The organism is Aminobacter niigataensis (genome assembly GCF_014200015.1).
Lineage (GTDB): Bacteria > Pseudomonadota > Alphaproteobacteria > Rhizobiales > Rhizobiaceae > Aminobacter > Aminobacter niigataensis.
In genome coordinates, this window is record NZ_JACHOT010000007.1 from 120779 (window position 1) to 140404 (window position 19626).

A 19626-nucleotide genomic window follows, 5' to 3' on the forward strand; every position below is an offset into this window, starting at 1 on the left:
AGACAGCATCATGGGTCTCGTACACGAAATCGACTTCGGCACCCCCGCCTCCAAGTCCGAAAAACAAGTCACCCTGATCGTCGACGGCTTCGAGGTCACCGTGCCGGAAGGCACCTCGATCATGCGCGCCTCGATGGAGGCCGGCATCGAGATCCCGAAGCTCTGCGCCACCGACATGGTCGACGCGTTCGGCTCCTGCCGCCTCTGCCTGGTGGAGATCGAGGGCCGCAACGGCACGCCGTCTTCCTGCACCACGCCCGTCATGCCGGGCATGGTGGTGCACACCCAGACCGGCCGCCTGAAGGATATCCGCAAGGGCGTGATGGAGCTCTACATCTCCGACCACCCGCTCGACTGCTTGACCTGTGCCGCCAATGGCGATTGCGAACTGCAGGACATGGCCGGCGCTGTCGGCCTGCGCGACGTGCGCTATGGCTATGAAGGCGACAACCACGTTCGCGCCAAGAACGACGGCGCCGAAAACTTCAAGTGGATGGCCAAGGACGAGTCCAACCCCTATTTCACCTACGATCCGTCCAAGTGCATCGTCTGCTCGCGCTGCGTGCGTGCCTGTGAAGAGGTTCAGGGCACCTTTGCGCTGACCATCGAAGGCCGTGGCTTCGACAGCCGCGTTTCGCCGGGCGTGCACGAACTGTTCCTCGACAGCGAGTGCGTTTCCTGCGGTGCCTGCGTACAGGCCTGCCCGACGGCGACGCTGACGGAAAAGTCGGTCATCGAGATCGGCCAGCCCGAGCACTCGGTCGTCACCACCTGCGCCTATTGCGGCGTCGGCTGCTCGTTCAAGGCCGAGATGCGCGGCGAAGAGCTGGTGCGCATGGTGCCGTGGAAAGACGGCAAGGCCAATCGCGGCCACTCCTGCGTCAAGGGCCGCTTCGCCTACGGCTACGCCACCCACAAGGAGCGCATCCTCAACCCGATGATCCGCGAGAAGATCACCGACCCCTGGCGCGAAGTGTCGTGGGAAGAGGCGATCGAGTACACGACCAAGGAATTCCGCCGCATCCAGTACCAGTACGGACGCGGCGCCGTGGGCGGCATCACCTCGTCGCGCTGCACCAACGAGGAAACCTTCCTCGTGCAGAAGCTGATCCGCCAGGGTTTCGGCAACAACAACGTCGACACCTGCGCCCGCGTCTGCCACTCGCCGACCGGCTACGGCCTCGGCCAGACCTACGGCACGTCGGCCGGCACGCAGGACTTCGATTCGGTCGAAGACACCGATGTCGCGCTGATCATCGGCGCCAATCCTGCCTCGGCCCACCCGGTGTTCGCTTCACGCCTGAAGAAGCGCCTGCGCGCCGGTGCCAAGCTGATCGTCATCGATCCGCGCCGCACGGAAATGGTGAAGTCGGCCCACATCCTGGCTGAGCATCACCTTGCGCTGAAGCCGGGCACGAACGTGGCCGTGGTTACGGCCCTGGCACATGTCATCGTCACCGAGGGCCTGTTCAACGAGACATTCATCCGCGAGCGCTGCGACTGGTCGGAATTCCAGGATTACGCAGAGTTCGTCTCGGATCCGCGCCACAGCCCCGAGGAAGTCGAGAAGCTTTCGGGCGTTCCGGCGGAGACGATCCGCGGTGCCGCCCGCCTTTACGCCACCGGCGGCAATGGCGCGATCTACTACGGCCTCGGCGTGACCGAGCACAGCCAGGGTTCGACCACGGTCATAGGCATCGCCAACCTCGCCATGCTGACCGGCAATATCGGCCGCAAGGGCGTCGGCGTGAACCCGCTGCGCGGCCAGAACAACGTGCAGGGCGCCTGCGACATGGGCTCGTTCCCGCACGAACTGCCGGGCTACCGCCACATTTCGGGCGACGCCGTGCGCGACATCTATGACAGCCTGTGGGGCGTCAAGCTCGACAACGAGCCGGGCCTGCGCATCCCCAACATGCTGGACGCCGCCGTCGACGGCACGTTCAAGGGCATCTACATCCAGGGCGAGGACATCCTGCAGTCGGACCCCGACACCAAGCACGTGTCGGCCGGCCTCGAGGCGATGGAATGCGTTGTCGTGCAGGACCTGTTCTTGAACGAAACCGCAAATTACGCCCACGTGTTCCTGCCGGGCTCGACCTTCCTCGAGAAGGACGGCACCTTCACCAACGCCGAGCGCCGCATCAACCGCGTGCGCAAGGTGATGACCCCGAAGAACGGTTATGCCGACTGGGAAGTGACGCAGAAACTCGCCCAGGCAATGGGTCTGAACTGGAACTACAAGCACCCGTCCGAAATCATGGACGAGGTTGCCAAGACGACGCCGAGCTTCGCCAACGTCTCCTACGACTTCCTGGAGAAGATGGGCTCGGTGCAGTGGCCGTGCAACGAAAAGGCGCCTGAAGGCACGCCGATCATGCACATCGACGGCTTCGTCCGCGGCAAGGGCAAGTTCATCCGCACCGAATATGTCGCGACGGACGAAAAGACCGGCCCGCGCTTCCCGCTGCTGCTTACCACCGGCCGTATTCTCAGCCAGTACAATGTCGGCGCGCAGACCCGGCGTACCGAAAACGTCGCCTGGCATGCCGAGGACCTGCTGGAGATCCACCCGCACGATGCCGAAAACCGCGGCTTGCGCGACGGCGACTGGGTGCGGCTGCAGAGCCGCGCCGGCGAGACGACGCTCAGGGCGCAGATCACCGACAAGGTGTCGCCAGGCGTGGTCTACACCACCTTCCACCACCCCGACACGCAGGCCAACGTCATCACCACCGACTTCTCCGACTGGGCAACCAACTGTCCGGAGTACAAGGTGACGGCGGTTCAGGTCGGCGCCTCCAACGGGCCGTCGGAATGGCAGAAGGGCTACAACGAGCAGGCACAGCAGAGCCGGCGCATTGCCGGGCATCTGGAAGCGGCGGAGTAGCGACGGCGTGACCACTCGCCCCGCAATCACCCAGACCTCCCGTCTCGCCCGCCGGGCGAGCGGGACGACGGTTGCCAACCGCATGGTGCCCGAAGAGACGCCGGTGGCGTTGTCTTATGGCGGCACCACGCATGCGGTGATGATGGCGAGCCCGGCCGACTTCGACGATTTCGCGCTTGGCTTCTCGCTGACCGAAGGCATCATCGGCTCGGTCGAAGAAATCGAGTCGATCGAGGTGCTGGACGTCGAGGCCGGCATCGACATCCAGATCAGGCTCAAGGACAAGGCGAACAAGCGCTTCGAGCAGCGCCGTCGCCGTCTCGCCGGGCCTGTCGGCTGCGGATTGTGCGGCATCGAATCCATCGAAGAGGCGATGCGCTCGGTCGACGATGTGCACAAGGCAACATCAGGGCTTTCCTCCGAGGACATCGTGCAGGCGGTGAAGCTGCTGTCCAAGGTCCAGCCGCTGCATGCGGAGACCGGCGCGGTACACGCAGCCGGCTTCTACGTGCCCGGCAAGGGCATTGTCGCGGCGCGCGAGGATGTCGGCCGCCACAACGCGCTCGACAAGCTTGCCGGCGCCCTCGACAAGGCAGGCATATCGGGCGCGTCGGGCGCCGTGGTCGTGACCAGCCGGGTGTCGGTGGAAATGGTTCAAAAGACGGCCGCCATCGGCGCGCCTTTCATCATTGCCGTATCGGCGCCAACCGCACTGGCCATCCGCACCGCCGAACAGGCCGGCATGACACTGATTGCGCTCGTGCGTGGCGACGATTTCGACATCTTCACCCATCCAGACCGCGTAAGTACCGGAGCCGCCAAAAATGTCGCATGAAGAGCACAAGATGGGGACGAAGGAAAAACTCGTCTACATGGCGAACCAGATCGCGACCTTCTTCGAAACCAAACCCCATGACGAGGGTGTGGCCGGTGTCGCCAAGCACATCAACGATTTCTGGGATCCGCGCATGCGGCGCCAGTTCTTCGAGATGTTCGATGAAGGCGGCAAGGGCATGAAGCCGCTGGTCATCGAGGCGGCCGCCACGATCCGTCGCCCCAGGCAGGACGCAGCCTGACCGCACCGAGGCCGGCGGAACAGGCCGTTCCCCCCGACCAAACATCTGCTATGTTAGCCATCCCTAATGGTTTCTACCGATGGGATGGCTCCGATGAGGCTGATCGCGACCCGATATGCGCGCAGCGGTGACGTCCACATAGCATATCAGGTGGTCGGCCAGGGGCCGATCGACCTCGTTTTTGTTCCCGGCTTCATCTCCAATCTCGACCTGCACTGGGAAGACGAAGGCTACAGCCGGCTGTTGCACCGGTTGTCGTCCTTTTCCCGCCTGATCCTTTTCGACAAGCGCGGCACCGGGCTTTCCGACCGGGTCGACGCGCATGCCCTGCCCAGCCTCGAAACGCGCATGGACGATGTCCGCGCGGTGATGGACGCCGTGGGCTCGAGCCGGGCCGCAATCCTTGGCGCCTCCGAAGGCGCGCCGATGGCGATCCTGTTTGCCGCCACCTATCCGAAACGGACGCGCTCGCTGGTGCTCTATGGCGGCTACGCGCAGTTCGACAAATGGGTGATGGGGCGCGAACGGCTCGACGCCTTCATCGAGGCGGCGGCGACCACGTGGGGCACGGGCGCGACGCTGGCTAACTTTGCGCCCGGGCGTGTCGACGACAGCCGCTTCGCCAACTGGTGGGCACGTTTCGAGCGGCTGTCGGCCAGCCCGACCGCAGCCGCCGCACTGGCCCGGATGAACGCAGACATCGACGTGCGCGGCGTCCTGGCGAGCATCCGCGCGCCGACGCTGGTGATCCATCGCCGCAATGACGCGCGGGTCAACCCCGACGCCAGCCGCTATCTCGCGCAGAAGATCCCCGGCGCGCGGCTCGCCGAAATCACCGGGCGCGATCACCCGATCTGGACGGGCGACGTCAACCGTGTCGCCGATCTGGTCGAGGAATTCCTGACCGGCACGCATGCAGCCCCCGACACGGAGCGGGTGCTCGCCGCCCTGCTCGTTACCCGCATTTCGGATACGGCACGGCTGGGCGACCGGATGTGGGCGGAACGCAGCCTGCGCTTTCATGAGACCTGGCGCCTTCTGGTCGGTCGCCACGGCGGCCGTGTAGCCGACCAGCATGGCGAGATGCTGGTCTCGCGCTTCGACGGCCCGGCGCGAGCGGTGCGCTGCGCCGCCGCCTTGCGCGAGGCGGCCCAGGACATCGGCATCGCCAGCGCGCAAGGCGTGCATGTCGGCGAGGTCGAGATGCGCGGACCTCCCTCCGGCCTGGCGATCCGCGTGACGGCACAGATCGCCGACCATGCCGGGCGCGGCGGCATCCTTGCCTCGCGGCTGGTCGCCGACCTCGCCGCCGGCTCGGGCCTGCATTTCGCCGATGCCGGCCGGCTGTCCCTCGACGATCTCGACGAGCCGCTGGCGCTGGTCGAGGCGACGTCGGAACAGCACCTGGAGCCGGCATGCCGCAGCAAGGCGATCGCGGTGGAGCCATCGGCGCTGACAGTGCGCGAGAACGAGGTGGTGGCGCTGATCGCCGACGGCAAGAGCAATGCCGCGATCGCAGCCGAGCTCAGCCTCAGCGAACACACGGTCAAGCGCCATGTCGCCAACATCCTGCTCAAGCTCGACCTGCCGTCACGCGCGGCGGCAGCCGCCTTTGCCGCCCGCCAGACTGGCCCGGACGGGCCATAGCGTAAATGGCCCGTCCGGGCGAAGCGGAAGGGCCACACCAGGGACTACAAATTCTCCCCAAGCAGGCAGGCAAAATGGCCATGGACCTGCGGATGGAGGAAGTCATGACCAAGGCACGTGAGGTGTTCGCAGCGCTGGCGGTCGCAGCCGGGTTCTCCGCGCTCATCGCATCGAGCGCGCTCGCCGAGGACAGTTCGGCTGAGGCAACCTACCGGGATATCGAGGCCACGCTCGGCTCGGTGCCCGGCTTCTTCAAGCAGTTTCCGGAGTCCGGCATCGCCGGCGCCTGGGCCGAATTCAAGGGCGTGCAGCTCAATCCCAAGACCGAGCTGGACGGCAAGACCAAGGAACTGCTCGGCCTGGCAGTCGCAGCACAGATACCGTGCCAGTACTGCATCTATTTCCACACCGTAGCGGCCAAGGCCAACGGCGCCACCGACGAGGAAATCCGCGAGGCCGTGGCGATGTCTGCGACCGTGCGGCACTGGTCGACGGTGCTGAACGGCATGCAGGTCGATTACCCGCAATTCAAGCAAGAGATCGACACGGTGATGGCCGCAGCCAAGGCCAAGTCGCAATAGACCGCTGAGATCAATCAACCGGGCGTCCCGCTGAGGGCGCCAACAGGAGGAACAAATGCTTGCCACCAAGGAAGCCGTGACCGGCGCCTCGATCAAGAAGGCGATCGAAGGCCGCGACGGCAAGATGCTGTCCAGCTTCTATGCCGACGACGCGCTGGTGCGCGTCATCGACCGCAACAACCCGCCGAGCAAGCCGCGCGAGATCCGTGGCCGGGCTGCCATCACCACGTTCTGGGACGACATCTGCAGCCGGGCGATGACCCACCGCGTCGACACCACCATCGCGCAAGGCGACAGCCTCGCCTTCTCGCAAGCCTGCTCTTACCCCGACGGCACCAAGGTCTTCTGCGCTGCCATGCTGGAACTCAAGGATGGCAAGATCGCGCGGCAGACCGTCGTGCAGGCCTGGGACGAGTGATCGAATGCGGACGAATGGTCGTCCGCAAAAAGGGAGGAAGCCATGTTCGTCGCACGCTGGAAGATCGATGCCCGCTTCGGGCACAAGCAGGGTGCAATCGAGCTGCTGCGCCAATGGGAACGGGAGATCGGTCCGCAGGCCGGCACCGACCAGATGGCGATGCAGATCCTGACCGGATCGATCGGCGCCAAGGAGGCGGCGATCGAGGTCAACCATACGGTCGAGAGCTTGGCGCAACTCGACGACATGTTCGCCAAGATCTCCAAACTCGACGCCCATGCCCAATGGGGCAAACGGCTCGAGCCGCTGGTCGTGTCAGGCTCGTCCTACTGGAACATCTACCGGGTGATTGACTGACGACCACCCGATCAGGCCTACTGATGCGTTTCGCCCGGAGGGCGGTCTTCGACCGGCCTTCGGGTACTGTGGCGCAGTGCCAAGAGGAAGATAATCTCGGCGGCGACGACGATCGCAATGATGCGGAAGCCGATGGTCACGGGATCGTGGTCGCCATCGCGCATCAGGTAGCCGCCGATCAGGAAGGCGGAATTCCAGATCAGGGCGCCGCAAAGCGTGGCCAACGCGAAAGGCACGAAGGAAAGCCGCAGGACGCCGGCCTCGAGCGCCAGGTAGGTGCGCGCCACCGGCACCAATTGGGCGATCAGCGAAGCGCGGAAGTTGTTGCGGCGATAAGCCTGCGTCAGCTTCTGATAGGTCGCGTGCTTGAGGAAAACGTACTTGCCGAAGCGCTTGACGGCAGCGTCGGCGCGATCAGGCCCCAGCCAGTTGCCGCCGGCATACCAGATCATCGAACCGAGGGTCGAGCCGACCATGGTCGCAAACATCAGCGCGACAAGCGTCTGCATGTCCGGCGCGGCGGTCATGCCGAGGAACAGCAGCAGCACATGCGACGGCGGGACCGGCGATATCTTCTCGGTGAAGGCCAGGCCGGCGGCACCAAACAGGCCGAAACCCAGGATCGATGGGATCATGCAAAACGCCAGTCGTAACTCTTTGCCGGCTTCATCCTGGTGATCCGATAGAAGGCCGCCGGCGGCAGGTTGCGGAAAGTATGGCCAACGCGCGTCACTTCGAGATCGAGCCTGTCGAGTAGCGGCTGATCGATAGGACAACGGAAGCCGTAGGTGAACATATACATCGCCCCGCCGGGCCTGACATTAGCAAAAACGCCTTCGAGGATGGCGAGTGTCCGGCGCGGCGCGGGCCCGGGCCTCAACCTGGTCCATGAGATCATGCAGATCCATGGCGGCCGCATCGAACTCGCCTGCGGCGAGCAAAGAGGCACCCACTTCAGGATAGTCTTTGCAAGCGATCCGGCTGCCTAGCCAGCGGCGATGGAGAGCTTCGCGCCGGCATCGGACAGCGCCCCGGTGAGATCGTCCGCTGGCTGCCGGTCGGTGAAGAGTTCGGTGAAACCGGAAAAGCCACAGACCTGGACCAGCCCCTGGCGGCCGAACTTGGTATGGTCGGTGACGACGACCGAACGCTGGCCGCGCGACAGCACCATGCGGGCGAACTCCGCCTCCTCGAGATCGTAGTCCATCACGCCGTTGGCCGCGTCGAGCGCGCCGGCCGAGATCACCGCATGGGTGACGGCGAAGCGGCTGACGAATTCGATGGCCGAGACGCCGAAGGCAGCACCGCTGTCGCTGCGCAGTTCGCCGCCGGCCATGTAGACCTTGTTGCCGTTGACGGTGGCCAGCGTGCGGGCGATGTCGGAGGAGTTGGTCACCACCGTCAGGCGGCGATGGCCGAGCAGTTCCCGGGCAAGATAGCTGGTGGTGGTGCCGGTATCGAGCATGACCGACTCGCCGTCATGGATGGTGGCGGCGACGGCCTTGGCGATGGCACGCTTGGCCTCGGCATTTTCGCGCATGCGGCGCTCGAAGGGCGCCTCGCCGACGGCCGACGGCAGGCCGATGGCACCGTGCATCTTGAGGATCGCTCCGTCGGATGCCAGCGGCTTGACGTCCCGACGCACGGTTTCGAGCGACACGCCGAGCTTGTCGGCAAGGTCGGCGATGGTGATCGTGCCCTCGTCCTCGAGCAGGCGCAGGATTTCGCTGTGACGCTTGGAATGGTTCATCAGGCTGCCCCGCTCGAAGGGCCAGTTTGGCCGTTTCCGAGATTCGCGATGACTGACTCTACCGTATTCATCTCGCGATATTCAACAGATACGGTCAAAAGAACAACAAAAACCACAAATCCGGATTGACACTGCCGCTTCCGCTGCGTGAGACTGCCCGTCAACAAGACCAGGGCGCAAGGGGAACGCGCCGGACACGGCACGGAGAGGCTGGATGTCGAATAGCGAGGATCGCATCCGCGCCCTGCCGCTGTGGAACGGGGCAGTGACGATCGCGCCGCTGAAGGGCGGCATCAGCAACGAAAGCTGGGTGGTGACCGACGCGTCGGGGGCGCATGTCGTGCGCTTCGGCAAGGATTTTCCCTTCCATCACGTCACCCGCGAGCGCGAGGTGATGGTGGCGAAAGCAGCCTTCGAGGCGGGCTTCGCGCCTGAACTGCAATATGCGGCACCCGGCGTGATGGTGACGGAGTTTCTCGGCGCCAGGACCTATGGCGCCGGCGATGTCCGGGCCAATGCGACAGGCATCGCCCGCATGGTCAGGCGCTTCCATATCGAGATGCCCAGGCATGTTTCAGGGCCCGGCTTCATGTTCTGGGCCTTCCACGTGATCCGCGACTATGCCCGCACGCTTCAGGCCGGCGGCAGCCGGATGACGGCCGAATTGCCCCGCTATCTCGAACTGGCCGACGCGCTCGAGGAGGCGCAGGCGCCCCTGCCGATCGTCTTCGGCCACAACGACCTGTTGCCGGCCAACTTCCTCGACGACGGCGACAGGCTGTGGCTGATCGATTTCGAATATGCCGGATTTTCGACCGGAATGTTCGACCTTGCCGGCATCGCCTCCAATGCAGGGATGACTGAGCAAGAGTCGGACGATCTGCTCACCACCTATTTCGGCGGCCCGCCCGACCAGGAAATCCGCCGCTCGCACGCGGCCATGCAGTGCGCCTCGCTGCTGCGCGAGGCGATGTGGAGCATGGTCTCGGAAATCCACCTCTCCGCTCCGGACAGCGACTATGTCGCCTACACCGCCGAGAACCTCGGAAAGCTCGATGCGGCGCTCGAAACCTATCGCACATTGTACGGAAAACTCTGATCATGGCCCTCCCTTCACATGCACAGATCGTCGTCATCGGCGGTGGCATCATCGGCTGCTCGACCGCCTATCACCTGGCGCGCGACCACAAGGCCGACGTGATTCTGCTCGAACAGGGCAAGCTGACCTCAGGGTCGACCTGGCATGCGGCGGGACTGGTGGGGCAGTTGCGCTCGTCGGCCTCGATCACCCGCGTGCTCAAATATTCGGTCGAACTCTACAAGGGGCTGGAGGCCGAGACCGGGCTTGCCACCGGCTGGAAGATGACAGGCTGCCTGCGGCTCGCCACCAACCAGGACCGCTGGACCGAATACAAGCGGCTGGCGACGACGGCGAAAAGCTTCGGCATGGACATGCAGCTGGTATCGCCGGAAGAGGTCAAGCGCATGTGGCCGCTGATGGAGACCTCGGATCTCGTCGGCGCTTCGTGGCTGCCGACCGACGGCCAGGCGAGCCCCTCCGACATCACCCAGTCGCTGGCCAAGGGCGCGCGCATGCATGGCGCGAAGCTGTTCGAGAACGTGCGCGTGACCGGCTTCGAGATGAAGGACGGCCGCATCCTGAAGGTTATGACCGACCAGGGCGACATCGCCTGCGACAAAGTGGTGAACTGCGCCGGCCAGTGGGCGCGGCAGGTGGGTGCGCTGGCCGGCATCAACGTGCCGCTGCAGCCGGTCAAGCACCAGTACATCATCACCGAGAAGCTGCCCGGGCTCGCCACCGACGCGCCAACCATCCGCGACCCTGACCGGCGCACCTATTTCAAGGAAGAGGTCGGAGGGCTTGTCATGGGCGGCTACGAGCCCAACCCGATAGCCTGGACCACAGGCGACGTGCCCAACGACTGGGAATTCCGGCTGTTCGACGACGACTACGACCATTTTGAGCAGCACATGGTGCAGGCGATAGAGCGTGTGCCCGGACTGGCTGATGTCGGCGTCAAGCAGATGATCAACGGCCCGGAGAGCTTCACGCCCGACGGCAACTTCATCCTGGGGGCGGCGCCTGAGTGCCAGAATATGTTCGTCGGTGCCGGCTTCAACGCCTTCGGCATCGCCTCTGGCGGCGGTGCCGGCTGGGTGCTGGCGCAATGGGTCGTCGACGGCGAAGCGCCGCTGGACCTCTGGGTGGTCGACATCCGGCGCTTCTCGGGCCTGCACCGCGATCGTCAATGGGTGTCCGACCGCACGCTCGAAGCCTATGGCAAGCACTACACGATCGGCTTTCCGCATGAGGAATATGACAGCGGCCGGCCCTACATCGTCTCGCCGCTCTATGAGCGGCTGAAGAAGTATGGCGCCGTCTTCGGTTCCAAGCTCGGCTGGGAGCGGCCCAACTGGTTCGCGCCCAAGGGCATGGAGGCGAAGGACGTCTACGCCATGGGCCGCCAGAACTGGTTCGAGCCGGTGGGCGCCGAGCATGCCCATGTGCGCGAGGCGGTCGGCGTCTTCGACCAGTCGTCCTTCGCCAAATACGAAATGACGGGCAAGGACGCGCAACAGGCGCTCGACTTCATCTGCGCCAATGACGTGTCGAAGCCTGCGGGGCGTCTGACCTATACGCAACTGCTCAACACGCGGGGCGGCATCGAGGCCGACCTGACCGTGGCGCGGCTGGCAGAAGACAAGTTCTACATCGTTACCGGCACCGGCTTCCGCACCCACGACCTGGCCTGGATCAGCGACCACATTCCGGAGGGGCTGGACGCGAGGCTGGTCGATGTCACCGAGCAGTTCGGCACGCTGTCGCTGATGGGGCCGAATGCGCGGAAAGTGCTCGAAGCCGTCACCGATGCCGACGTCTCCAACGCTGCCTTCCCCTTCGGCCATATCAAGGAGATCGCCATCGCCGGTGCCACCATCAGGGCGCTGCGCGTGACCTATGTCGGCGAACTCGGCTGGGAACTGCATGTGCCGATCGAGGCTACAGGCGAGGTGTTCGACGCGCTGATGGCGGCGGGCGCTGCACATGGCATCCGCCCGGTCGGCTACCGCGCGCTGGAATCGCTGCGGCTGGAAAAGGGCTACCGCGCCTGGGGCTCGGACATCACCCCCAACGACACGGCATTCGAGGCGGGGCTCGGCTGGGCGGTGAAGCTGAAGAAGAACATCGACTTCCTCGGCCGCAAGGCGCTGGAGAAGCTCGGTAACGCGCCGCTGACCAAGCGGCTCGCCTGCTTCACCGTCGACGACAAGGAGGTCGTGCTTGTCGGGCGCGAGACGATCCTGCGCGACGGCCAGCCGGTCGGCTACCTCACCAGCGGCGGCTATGGCTACACAGTGGGCAAGAACATCGGCTTCGGTTACGTCCGCGACGCCGGAGGCGTCGACGATGCGTTCCTCACCGGCGGCAGCTACGAGCTGGTGGTCGCCATGGAGCGGGTTGCGGCGAAGATCCACCTCGAGCCGCTGTTCGATCCCGCCGCAGCACGTGTGAAGGGGTAAGTGCTCGCCAAAAAGCCATGATCTGCCTTATCAAGGCTCGCAAGGACGGGCACGAGACAAGGACCTGATGATGGCGAAACAGATGGCGCGCGCGGCCTTGCGCGCAACGGCGATGGGCGGACTGCTTTTCCTGGCCGCCTGCCAGACCGGTTCGAACATGGCCGGTGACGGTGCCGGCGCGTCGACGACAGGCATAGCCTATCTCCAGACCATCCGCTCCGAGCACGGCCTGCCGCCGCTGCGCCCCGACTCGACGCTGGAGCGCGCAGCACTGCAGCAGGCGGGCTACATGGCGCGAAGCGGCAAGATGGAGCACACCACCGGCTGGGGCAAGGATTTCGCCGCCCGCATGAACGACAACAGCGTTGCAGGTGCTGCAGCCGAAAACATCGCCCATGGCGGCATGGAGCCGGCCAAGCTGTTTTCGATGTGGATGAACTCCGCCGGACACCGCCGCAACATGCTCGACCCGCGCTTCAGCAAGTTCGGCCTCGCCTATGTGCGCGAGGCCAAGGGCAGCGACAAGCGCTACTGGGCGCTGGTGCTGGGCAAATAACTCTCAGTGCACGCTGGTCGGCACCGTCTCTGGCTCGGCCTTGTCCACCACCTTCTGGCGGTGGAAGATGAACAGGCCGGCAACGACGATGATCGCCGAGCCGATGAGGCCCTGAGCATCGGGGTAATCGCCGAAGAAGGCGATGCCCATGACAATTGCCCACAGAAGCAGCGTGTATTGCAGCGGCGCCAGCAGCGAGGCGGGCGCGAGCTTGAGCGCGCGCGTAATCATCAGGTGCGCCGCGCATGAGACGACGCCGAGCAGCAGCATGGCCGACCAGTCGAGCGCACTTGGCGCGCGCCAGTCGGCGACCGCCAGCACACCGCCGACAATAAGCGCGCCCACCGTCTGCCAGGTAACGAGCGTGGTGTCGTTGGTGGCGCGCAGCTTGCGGCTGAGGATCAGCGTGACGGAGAAGGACAGGCTGCCGACGATGGCGAACAGCGACGGCCAGGACAGCGAGGCTGTCGACGGACGCAGCGCAATGACCACGCCGCAGAAGCCGAGCACGATGGCGATCCACCGGCGCCAGCCGACCTTTTCGCCAAGGAAGAAGTGCGAAAGGGCGGCGATGTAGATGGGGCCGGCCATGTAGAAGGTCATGACGTCGGCCAGCGGCAGGTAGGCGACGGCGGCATAGAAAAAGCCCGTATCGGCCGTGGCGAGCACGACGCGAAGCACCTGCAGGCCCGGGCGCTCGACCCTTGTCAGAGGGGCTACGCCTTGCTTGGCGATCATCGGGCCGAGGATGATGAAGGCGCCGACCGAGCGGATGAAAAGCACCTGGCCGACGGAGAAGCTGGTGACCAGCCATTTGCCCATGGCATCGTTGAGGGCGAACATGAAGTCGCCCAGCAGCATCAGCAGGACGCCCGCGAGAACGAGGTTCCCCTTGGGCAGGGCTATGGCTTGTCGAAATGTCATGGTGTCAGCGTCCGCGGGCAACGGGCCCGGATCGCGCCTATCTAGGCCCGCAACGCCATCTTTGCGAGAGCTAAGTGCCCTGGACCATGCGTTGCTGCGTCGCAGCGCCAGCGATCACGGCCTGGGCGCGACGACGATCGGGCGATAGACGACAAACGGTCGACCCCAATCATCGAACTCGCTGCGACGGCGGAACTCGGCGCGGCGGTCGAGTTCGATGCGCTGCAGGCATTCGGCGAAGGCGTCATTGCGCTTGGTGAAGCCGTAGGTACGGCACTTTTCCTCGTCACGGGCGCGCTGCTCTTCGGAAGACACACAGCCGGCAACAACGGCGGCCGTGAGAAGCAACAAGACGGTCCTGAACTTCATGGCTGCGCCTCGCATTCAAAACTTGATTCCGGACGGCGACTTTATTCGTTCGGCCGGGGTTCGGGAAGAGGTGGCCTATTCGCCTGCTGTCGGCATTACCCCTCTCCGGCTCGGCTTTGCCTCGCCACCTCTCCCCACTTCGTGGGGCGAGGAACCCAAGCTGGAAAAGCACCTCTCAATTTGCTTGCTGCGGCACGACGTGGCGGCGGTTGATGCTCGCCGGACGGCCCTTGATCGAAAGTGACGTATCGCGCTTCGGGCGCTCGGCCACCACCTTGCCTTTGGCGACGACGCACAGCCGCTCGGCGCGCAGGCGCACCGCCTCGATCGGATTGCCGGCGTCGAGCACGACGAGGCTCGCCGTCTTGCCAACCGCGAGGCCGAGATGGTCGAGCCCCATGATCTCGGCATTGACCCTGGTGACCATGTCGAAGCAGCGGCGCATATCGGCGGGCGACGACATCTGGGCGACATGCAGGCCCATGAAGGCGACATCGAGCATGTCGGCGGTGCCGAGCGAATACCAGGGGTCGAGCACACAATCCTGGCCCCAGCCGACGCGGATGCCGGCCTTGAGCATCTCGGGAACGCGGGTCATGCCGCGGCGCTTGGGATAGGTGTCGTGCCGGCCCTGCAGCATGAGGTTGATCAGCGGGTTGGGGATCGCCGACACGCCGGCTTCGGCGATGAGCGGCAACAGCTTCGAGACGTAATAATTGTCCATCGAGTGCATCGAAGTCAGATGCGAGCCGGCCACCCTGCCCTGCAGGCCGAGGCGCTGGGCCTCGTAGGCCAGTTGCTCGATGTGGCGCGACAGCGGATCGTCGGTCTCGTCGCAATGCAGGTCGACCATCAGCCCGCGCTCCGCCGCGATTTCGCAGAGTTCGGTGACCGAGCGCGTGCCGTCGGCCATGGTACGCTCGAAATGCGGAATGCCGCCAACGACATCGACGCCCATGTCGAGGGCGCGGATGGTGTTTTCGCGGGCCGTCGGCGAGCGATAGAGCCCATCCTGCGGGAAGGCGACAAGCTGCAGGTCGATGTAGGGCGCGATCTCTTTCTTGACCTCGAGCAGGGCCTCGACGGCAAGCAGCCGATCATCGCAGGTGTCGACATGGGTGCGGATGGCGAGCAGGCCCATCGACACGGCCCAGTCGCAATAAGCAAGCGCCCGTTCCTTGACCGCCTCATGGGTGAGCAGCGGCTTGAGTTCGCCCCACAGTGCAATGCCTTCGAGCAGAGTACCCGAGGCATTAATGCGCGGCAGGCCGTAGGACAGCGTCGCATCCATATGGAAATGCGGGTCGACAAAGGGCTGCGAGACGAGGTTGCCGGAGGCATCGACGACACGGCCCGCCTCGGCATCGATGCGCGGTTCGATCGCGGCGATGCGGTCGCCCTTAATGCCGATGTCGGCAACGGTTCCATCGGGCAGCGTGCCGCCCTTGACGATCAGGTCGAAGCTCATCTCTCGCCTTTCTGGTACGGGATCATCAGCGCCTTGGGATAGGTAGCGCGGCGCGCCACCAGGATCAGGGCCAGGATGGACAGCGCATAGGGCATCATCAGGAACACCTGGTAGGGCACGATGCCGCCCGACATCTGCTGCAGGCGAACCTGGTAGGCGTCGAACGCGGCAAACAGGATGGCGCCGATCAGCGCCTTGCCCGGCCGCCACGAGCCGAACACCACCAGCGCAATGCAGATCCAACCGCGGCCGTTGATCATCTCGAAGAAGAACGAGTTGAAGGCCGACATGGTGAGGAAGGCGCCACCGACCGCCATCAGCGCGCTGCCGACCATGACGGCGCCGATGCGGATGCCAGTGACCGAAATGCCCTGCGCCTCGACGGCCGACGGGTTCTCGCCGGCGGCCCGGACGGCAAGGCCGACGGGCGTGCGGTAGAGCACCCAGGCGACGACTGCGACGGTGAGGAAGGCAAGATAGGTCAGCGGCGTCTGCGAAAACAGCGCTTCGCCAAGCACCGGGATCTTCGACAGGCCGGGGATCGGCAGCGGCTGGAATGGCTCGATCTTGGGCGGCGAGGTCACCTCGGGCAGCGCCAGGCGATAGATGAAATAGGTCAGGCTGGTGGCAAGCAGCGTGATGCCGATGCCGACGACATGCTGCGACAGGCCGAGCGGCACGGTCAGCGTCGCATGCAGTAGGCCGAACATCGCGCCGGCAAGGGCCGCGACCAGCACCCCGGTCCACAGGTCACCGCCGGCATAGACGGTGAACCAGCCGGCAAAGGCGCCAGCAGTCATGATGCCCTCGATGCCGAGGTTGAGCACGCCGGCGCGCTCGCAGATCAGTTCGCCCATGGTGGCGAAGATCAGCGGCGAGGCGATGCGGATGGCAGCGACCCAGAAGGAGGCGGTGAAGAGGATTTCAAACGCGTCCATCAGAGGGCTCTCCGCCTCGATACTGCCTGCATCAACCGATGTGGGCGCCTTACGTTGCCCCCCTCTGGCCTGCCGGCCATCTCCCCCTCAAGGGGGGAGATCAAGCTGTGACCAGCGCCTCGCCCAATCGTCGGCGGCAGAAAGGTTTCGCCATGTCTGCCAAAGCGCATTGCGACGCGGCAGGAATTGGTGCGGCGTCGACGCGACTGATCTCCCCCCTTGAGGGGGAGATGGCCGGCAGGCCAGAGGGGGGCGCGAAGGATCACAGCCATCACCTCCACCTCACCCGGAACCGCGTCAGCAGGATCGCCACCACCATCGTCAGAAGCGACGTCGCGACCATGACGTCGGCGATGTAGCTCGGCACCTTGGCGACGCGGCTCATGGCGTCGGCGCCGACGAAAATGCCGGCGACGAAGATGGCCGAGGCGATGACGCCGAGCGGATTCAGCATCGCCAACATGGCGACGACGATGCCCGAATAGCCGTAGCCCGGCGACAGGTCGAGCGTCAGGTTGCCCTTGAGGCCCGAGACCTCGGAGAAACCTGCCAGTGCCGCCAGCCCGCCCGACAGAAGCGCTGTCTTCATCAGCACGCGGTTGACCGGAATGCCGACGAAACGCGCGCCCTCGGGGTTGTGGCCGACGGCGCGCATCTCGTAGCCGAGCACGGTCTTCTTCATGATGACCCAGACGACAATGGCCGAGACGATGGCGATGACGAAGCCGTAATGCAGCCGCTTGCCCTGGATGATGCGCGGCAACTGCGCCTCGGCGATGACCTTCTGCGACTGCGGCCAGCCGAGGCCCATCGGGTCCTTGAGCACGCCCTCGAGCAGCATCGAGACGAACAGCAGCACGATGAAATTGAGCAGGAGGGTGGTGACGACCTCGTCGACGCCGAAGCGGGTCTTCAGGATCGCCGGACCGAGAAGCAGCAACCCTCCGGCGAGCATCACCGCCAGCATGATGACGGGGATGAGAATGATCGATGGCAGCGGCAGGGCGCCGGTGCCGAGCACCACGGTGACAATGCCACCGACATAGAGCTGGGCCTCGGCGCCGATGTTCCAGAGCTTAGCGCGGAAGGCAACGGCGACCGCCAAGCCGGTGAAGATCAGCGGCGTCGCGCGCGTCAGCGTCTCTAGCAGGGCGAATTGCGAGCCCGCGGCACCTTTGGCGACGAGGTAGAAGACCGACAGCGGCGAAGCCCCGGCCGCGAGTACCAACAGCGAGGTGATGAGCAGCGTGGCAACAATCGCCGCGATCGGGAACAGCAGGGTGAGCGCCAGCGACGGCGCGGGTTTCGGCTCAAGCCGCATGATGTTGCCTTCCCCCGGCTTGAGATGGCTGCGGGACAGCGCCCCCCTCTGTCCTGCCGGACATCTCCCCCACAAGGGGAGAGATCAGCAGTGGCTCCGGCTGACGCCTTTCTGCAACTCCGCAGGTTGGCGAAACCGGCGCGGCCGGCCAATCTCCCCCCTTGTGGGGGAGATGTCCGGCAGGACAGAGGGGGGCAACGTAGAGCGCGGCCCGAGCAAAGGTGCACTCGTTGCTCACGCCGCCTGCCCCTCTTCGCCGTGACCTGCCATCAGTTCCCCCAGTTCGCGAATGCTGCGCTCGCCGCGCGCCGACGGGCTCGAAAGCCGCCCCTTGGACATCACGACGATGCGGTCGGACAGCGCCAGGATTTCCTCCAGGTCCTCCGAGATCAGCAGCACTGCTGCCCCCCGCTCGCGGGCGGCAAGCAGCATGCGGTGGACATAGGCGACCGCGCCGACGTCGAGGCCGCGCGTCGGCTGGCTGGCGAGGATGACCGCAGGCTCGGGGTCAAGCGCGCGGCCGAGGATGAGCTTCTGCATGTTGCCGCCCGAAAGCAGCCGGATGCGCGCCTCGGGCGACGGGCATTTGACGTCGTAGTCGGCGATGATCTCCTCGGCGAAGCTGCGCGCCGCCTTCCAGTCGAGAAAGCCCATGCGGCTGAAGCGCGGACTGCCGTAGCGCTCGGCGATGACGTTCTCGGTGACGCTCATGTCGCCGATGGTGCCGACGGCATGGCGGTCTTCCGGGATGCGGGCAACGCCATGGCCGAGCGCTGCCTGTGGCGACCAGTCGCCGACCGGTTGGCCGGCAATGGAAATGCAGCCTCCGGTGGGGCGCCTTGTGCCGGCGATGAGCGCGGCAAGGGCCGCCTGGCCGTTGCCGGAAACGCCGGCCAGGCCGGTGATCTCGCCGGCGCTCAGGGTCAGCGACACCTCGTCGAGGCCGGCGCCATTGTGGCGGGCGGTGGAGACACGGTCGAGCACCAGCAGCGGCGCGCCAACCTGGACCGGGCTGACCTCCGCCGGCTTGACCTCCTGGCCGACCATCAGGGCCGCCAGTGCCTTGCGATCGGTCGCCTTGGTTTCGCGTTCGCCGGCGAGCCGGCCGGAGCGCAGCACCAACACGCGGTCGCTGACGGCCATGACCTCATGCAGCTTGTGGGAAATGAAGATGATCGACAGGCCCTTGGCGACAAGCAGCTTCAGCGTGCGGAACAGCGCATCGGTCTCGGCTGGGGTCAGCACCGCCGTCGGCTCGTCGAGGATCAGGATGCGGGCCTCGCGGTAGAGGGCCTTCAGGATCTCGACACGCTGGCGCTCGCCGACGGAAAGGGTCGAGACGGTAGCAGTGGGGTCGACCGCCAGGCCGAAATCGGTGGAGAGCTGTCCTATGCGGTTGCGCGCGGCGGCCCGGTCGAGGCGCGGACGCCACAGGCTCTGAGTGCCGAGGGCGATGTTTTCCAGCACCGTCATGTTGTCGGCGAGCGTGAAATGCTGGTGCACCATGCCGATGCCGGCATCGAGTGCTGCGCGCGGATCGCCCGGCGGCAACGGCTTGCCGAAGGCCTCGACCGTGCCCTCGTCGGCGACGTAGTGGCCGAAGAGGATGTTCATCAGCGTGGTCTTGCCGGCACCGTTCTCGCCGAGCAGCGCGATCACTTCGCCACGCTTCAGCTCGAAGGAAATGGCGTCGTTGGCGACGAGCGGGCCGAACCGCTTGGTGATGCCGGAGAGGCTAAGGACGGGTTCTGAGGCGGTGGGCGACATTCGCGATCCGGGCGGGGCGAT

19 protein-coding genes are annotated in these 19626 nt (G+C 65.3%); 10 read left to right on the plus strand and 9 right to left on the minus strand.

Translation table 11 applies throughout. The features are described from left to right. The first annotated feature begins 10 nt into the window (after positions 1-10). From fdhF to GGQ99_RS21305, 7 genes are all read left to right on the plus strand, one after another. Positions 11-2890 (plus strand): formate dehydrogenase subunit alpha, encoded by a 2880-nt coding sequence (gene fdhF, locus GGQ99_RS21275; protein ID WP_183264091.1) that lies wholly within the window; start codon positions 11-13, stop codon positions 2888-2890. Positions 2891-2897: 7 nt separating this feature from the next. Then, positions 2898-3725 carry a formate dehydrogenase accessory sulfurtransferase FdhD gene (gene fdhD, locus GGQ99_RS21280; RefSeq protein WP_183264092.1) on the plus strand — a complete coding sequence of 276 codons (828 nt, stop codon included), beginning with the start codon at positions 2898-2900 and terminating at the stop codon, positions 3723-3725. Continuing rightward, on the plus strand, positions 3715-3966 hold the full coding sequence (locus GGQ99_RS21285) for a formate dehydrogenase subunit delta (protein WP_108609456.1): 252 nt from the start codon (positions 3715-3717) through the stop codon (positions 3964-3966). Before fdhD ends, GGQ99_RS21285 begins: the two co-directional genes overlap by 11 nt. A gap of 93 nt (positions 3967-4059) precedes the next feature. Continuing rightward, complete coding sequence (locus GGQ99_RS21290) at positions 4060-5613, plus strand: alpha/beta fold hydrolase (RefSeq protein WP_183264093.1); 1554 nt, start codon at positions 4060-4062, stop codon at positions 5611-5613. Positions 5614-5717: 104 nt separating this feature from the next. Continuing rightward, positions 5718-6194, plus strand: a complete 477-nt coding sequence (locus GGQ99_RS21295) for a carboxymuconolactone decarboxylase family protein (protein WP_183264094.1) — start codon at positions 5718-5720, stop codon at positions 6192-6194. 55 nt (positions 6195-6249) lie between these two features. Next, the gene (locus GGQ99_RS21300; protein WP_108609458.1) at positions 6250-6612 is read left to right on the plus strand and encodes a nuclear transport factor 2 family protein; all 363 of its coding nucleotides are present in this window, start codon (positions 6250-6252) and stop codon (positions 6610-6612) included. Positions 6613-6654: 42 nt separating this feature from the next. Next, entirely contained in the window at positions 6655-6969 is a 315-nt protein-coding gene (locus GGQ99_RS21305; RefSeq protein ID WP_108609459.1) for a hypothetical protein, read from the plus strand. A gap of 17 nt (positions 6970-6986) precedes the next feature. Here the strand turns inward: GGQ99_RS21305 and GGQ99_RS21310 are convergent, their stop codons facing one another. From GGQ99_RS21310 to GGQ99_RS21320, 3 genes are all read right to left on the minus strand, one after another. Then, positions 6987-7604: a DedA family protein gene (locus tag GGQ99_RS21310; protein WP_108609460.1), complete on the minus strand. Its 618-nt coding sequence runs from the start codon at positions 7602-7604 to the stop codon at positions 6987-6989. Next, positions 7601-7765, minus strand: a complete 165-nt coding sequence (locus GGQ99_RS21315; RefSeq protein WP_425486847.1) for a hypothetical protein — start codon at positions 7763-7765, stop codon at positions 7601-7603. Before GGQ99_RS21315 ends, GGQ99_RS21310 begins: the two co-directional genes overlap by 4 nt. A 189-nt stretch (positions 7766-7954) precedes the next feature. Next, on the minus strand, positions 7955-8719 hold the full coding sequence (locus GGQ99_RS21320) for a DeoR/GlpR family DNA-binding transcription regulator (protein WP_108609461.1): 765 nt from the start codon (positions 8717-8719) through the stop codon (positions 7955-7957). Between the two features lie 214 nt (positions 8720-8933). Here GGQ99_RS21320 and GGQ99_RS21325 point away from each other — a divergent pair, with 214 nt between their 5' ends. The 3 genes from GGQ99_RS21325 (at position 8934) to GGQ99_RS21335 (ending at position 12818) form a co-directional block, all read left to right on the plus strand. Further along, positions 8934-9818, plus strand: a complete 885-nt coding sequence (locus GGQ99_RS21325) for a choline/ethanolamine kinase family protein (protein WP_183264095.1) — start codon at positions 8934-8936, stop codon at positions 9816-9818. A 2-nt stretch (positions 9819-9820) separates the two neighbouring features. After that, on the plus strand, positions 9821-12262 hold the full coding sequence (locus GGQ99_RS21330) for a GcvT family protein (RefSeq protein ID WP_183264096.1): 2442 nt from the start codon (positions 9821-9823) through the stop codon (positions 12260-12262). 67 nt (positions 12263-12329) lie between these two features. Next, positions 12330-12818 carry a CAP domain-containing protein gene (locus GGQ99_RS21335; RefSeq protein WP_318762624.1) on the plus strand — a complete coding sequence of 163 codons (489 nt, stop codon included), beginning with the start codon at positions 12330-12332 and terminating at the stop codon, positions 12816-12818. 3 nt (positions 12819-12821) lie between these two features. Here the strand turns inward: GGQ99_RS21335 and GGQ99_RS21340 are convergent, their stop codons facing one another. The 6 genes from GGQ99_RS21340 to GGQ99_RS21365 all read right to left on the minus strand — a co-directional run bounded on the left by GGQ99_RS21340 (position 12822) and on the right by GGQ99_RS21365 (position 19605). Beyond that, complete coding sequence (locus GGQ99_RS21340; protein ID WP_108609464.1) at positions 12822-13742, minus strand: DMT family transporter; 921 nt, start codon at positions 13740-13742, stop codon at positions 12822-12824. Between the two features lie 114 nt (positions 13743-13856). After that, complete coding sequence (locus GGQ99_RS21345) at positions 13857-14111, minus strand: hypothetical protein (RefSeq protein ID WP_183264097.1); 255 nt, start codon at positions 14109-14111, stop codon at positions 13857-13859. A 175-nt stretch (positions 14112-14286) separates the two neighbouring features. After that, positions 14287-15579, minus strand: a complete 1293-nt coding sequence (locus GGQ99_RS21350; protein ID WP_183264098.1) for an amidohydrolase family protein — start codon at positions 15577-15579, stop codon at positions 14287-14289. Then, positions 15576-16517 carry an ABC transporter permease gene (locus GGQ99_RS21355; RefSeq protein WP_108609467.1) on the minus strand — a complete coding sequence of 314 codons (942 nt, stop codon included), beginning with the start codon at positions 16515-16517 and terminating at the stop codon, positions 15576-15578. Before GGQ99_RS21355 ends, GGQ99_RS21350 begins: the two co-directional genes overlap by 4 nt. 271 nt (positions 16518-16788) lie before the next feature. Further along, complete coding sequence (locus tag GGQ99_RS21360) at positions 16789-17838, minus strand: ABC transporter permease (protein WP_183264099.1); 1050 nt, start codon at positions 17836-17838, stop codon at positions 16789-16791. Between the two features lie 234 nt (positions 17839-18072). Beyond that, on the minus strand, positions 18073-19605 hold the full coding sequence (locus GGQ99_RS21365; RefSeq protein WP_183264100.1) for an ABC transporter ATP-binding protein: 1533 nt from the start codon (positions 19603-19605) through the stop codon (positions 18073-18075). Positions 19606-19626: the final 21 nt, after the last annotated feature.

Excerpts from the sequence above, each read along its gene's own strand:
- fdhF (WP_183264091.1), top strand. The coding sequence starts at position 11 with ATGGGTCTCGTACACGAAATCGACTTCGGCACCCCCGCCTCCAAGTCC.
- GGQ99_RS21285 (WP_108609456.1), top strand. The coding sequence starts at position 3,715 with ATGTCGCATGAAGAGCACAAGATGGGGACGAAGGAAAAACTCGTCTAC.
- GGQ99_RS21290 (WP_183264093.1), top strand. The coding sequence starts at position 4,060 with ATGAGGCTGATCGCGACCCGATATGCGCGCAGCGGTGACGTCCACATA.
- GGQ99_RS21295 (WP_183264094.1), top strand. The coding sequence starts at position 5,718 with ATGACCAAGGCACGTGAGGTGTTCGCAGCGCTGGCGGTCGCAGCCGGG.
- GGQ99_RS21300 (WP_108609458.1), top strand. The coding sequence starts at position 6,250 with ATGCTTGCCACCAAGGAAGCCGTGACCGGCGCCTCGATCAAGAAGGCG.
- GGQ99_RS21305 (WP_108609459.1), top strand. The coding sequence starts at position 6,655 with ATGTTCGTCGCACGCTGGAAGATCGATGCCCGCTTCGGGCACAAGCAG.
- GGQ99_RS21310 (WP_108609460.1), bottom strand. The coding sequence starts at position 7,604 with ATGATCCCATCGATCCTGGGTTTCGGCCTGTTTGGTGCCGCCGGCCTG.
- GGQ99_RS21315 (WP_425486847.1), bottom strand. The coding sequence starts at position 7,765 with ATGTTCACCTACGGCTTCCGTTGTCCTATCGATCAGCCGCTACTCGAC.
- GGQ99_RS21320 (WP_108609461.1), bottom strand. The coding sequence starts at position 8,719 with ATGAACCATTCCAAGCGTCACAGCGAAATCCTGCGCCTGCTCGAGGAC.
- GGQ99_RS21325 (WP_183264095.1), top strand. The coding sequence starts at position 8,934 with ATGTCGAATAGCGAGGATCGCATCCGCGCCCTGCCGCTGTGGAACGGG.
- GGQ99_RS21330 (WP_183264096.1), top strand. The coding sequence starts at position 9,821 with ATGGCCCTCCCTTCACATGCACAGATCGTCGTCATCGGCGGTGGCATC.
- GGQ99_RS21335 (WP_318762624.1), top strand. The coding sequence starts at position 12,330 with ATGATGGCGAAACAGATGGCGCGCGCGGCCTTGCGCGCAACGGCGATG.
- GGQ99_RS21340 (WP_108609464.1), bottom strand. The coding sequence starts at position 13,742 with ATGACATTTCGACAAGCCATAGCCCTGCCCAAGGGGAACCTCGTTCTC.
- GGQ99_RS21345 (WP_183264097.1), bottom strand. The coding sequence starts at position 14,111 with ATGAAGTTCAGGACCGTCTTGTTGCTTCTCACGGCCGCCGTTGTTGCC.
- GGQ99_RS21350 (WP_183264098.1), bottom strand. The coding sequence starts at position 15,579 with ATGAGCTTCGACCTGATCGTCAAGGGCGGCACGCTGCCCGATGGAACC.
- GGQ99_RS21355 (WP_108609467.1), bottom strand. The coding sequence starts at position 16,517 with ATGGACGCGTTTGAAATCCTCTTCACCGCCTCCTTCTGGGTCGCTGCC.
- GGQ99_RS21360 (WP_183264099.1), bottom strand. The coding sequence starts at position 17,838 with ATGCGGCTTGAGCCGAAACCCGCGCCGTCGCTGGCGCTCACCCTGCTG.
- GGQ99_RS21365 (WP_183264100.1), bottom strand. The coding sequence starts at position 19,605 with ATGTCGCCCACCGCCTCAGAACCCGTCCTTAGCCTCTCCGGCATCACC.